The following is a 1,061-nucleotide window of genomic DNA, read 5'->3' as shown; positions in this document are numbered from 1 at the left end:
GATCAACCATCTCTTACTGGAGATAGAGTTGGTGCTATTGTCTGTCTTCCAGATAAGTTAAAGGATATCGTAAAATATTCTTTCAACAAAATGATGGAAAAAGAATCTGATAAAGTGGTAGGATACTTTATTTATGATTCAGATAATCCTGAAGTATGTATCATGGAGATGGTTAACTCTAAATATCGAGAGATTGACGGAGTTACTATTACTCGTTTACAAAAACAGGATAAAACTGCAGCGTAAGCTGATATTCGTCTATGAAACAGGGGTGCGTCTGTTCAACGCACAATATAACACGTAAATAATCCGAAACTATAAGGGAAAAGTTGGTAGTCTATATAAGCGCTTATATAGGAACTTGGTTCGAATCCAAGACGTGTTACACAAATTATAGCTATGAAAATTAAAGACAAAACCTGTATAGTCTTTGATATTGAAGTTCTTAAGAACATATTTACTTGTACTTGTAAGAATACAGAAACAGGAGTAATTAAAGTATTTGAAATATCTTCTAGAAAAGTAGATATTCAAGATCTCCTTAATTACTTTACTCAGGATTGTTATTTTGTTGGTTATAATAATCATCACTATGATAATCCAGTATTGAATTATATCTTCTCATTATATAGAAAAAGATATTTTGAGTTTTTCAGTACAAGAGAAATAACAGAATCTATATTCAGAATGAGTCAAATTGTAATAGACAAAAACTCTAATTTTGAATTATGGAAAGAGTATAAATATACTAAGAATTTTCTATCAATTGACTTATTAACAATGTTGTTCTCTAAAGCATTACGTGTATCTTTAAAAGAGATGCAAGTAACTATGCAATACAAAAACGTAGAAGAATTTGTAGTCGATTGGAAACAAGATCTCCCAGAGAAGGATATGGATAGATTAATATCATACAATATTAATGATGTGGAATCTACTGAAGAACTTTTATATCGATGTGAAAAACTATTAGATATACGAGTAGAAACTGAAAGAGATTTTGGATTACCATGTTTAAGTCTGGATAGAGTAAATTTAGGAGATAAATTATTACAATTAAA

2 protein-coding genes are annotated in these 1,061 nt (G+C 29.5%); both read left to right on the top strand.

Going from position 1 to position 1,061, the window contains the following annotated elements; genetic code table 11:
* The coding region (locus QZL64_RS02585; protein ID WP_296309219.1) for a hypothetical protein at positions 1-246 on the top strand (246 nt) is incomplete at its 5' end.
* Between the two features lie 153 nt (positions 247-399).
* On the top strand, positions 400-1,061 hold a 662-nt coding region (locus tag QZL64_RS02580), incomplete at its 3' end, for a hypothetical protein (RefSeq protein WP_296309215.1).

This window comes from Veillonella sp. CAG:933 (genome assembly GCF_000431435.1).
In the GTDB taxonomy this organism is placed as follows: Bacteria; Bacillota; Negativicutes; order Veillonellales; family Veillonellaceae; genus Veillonella_A.
Note: the sequence above shows the minus strand (reverse complement) of the source record. Positions and strands in the feature narration are given on the sequence as shown.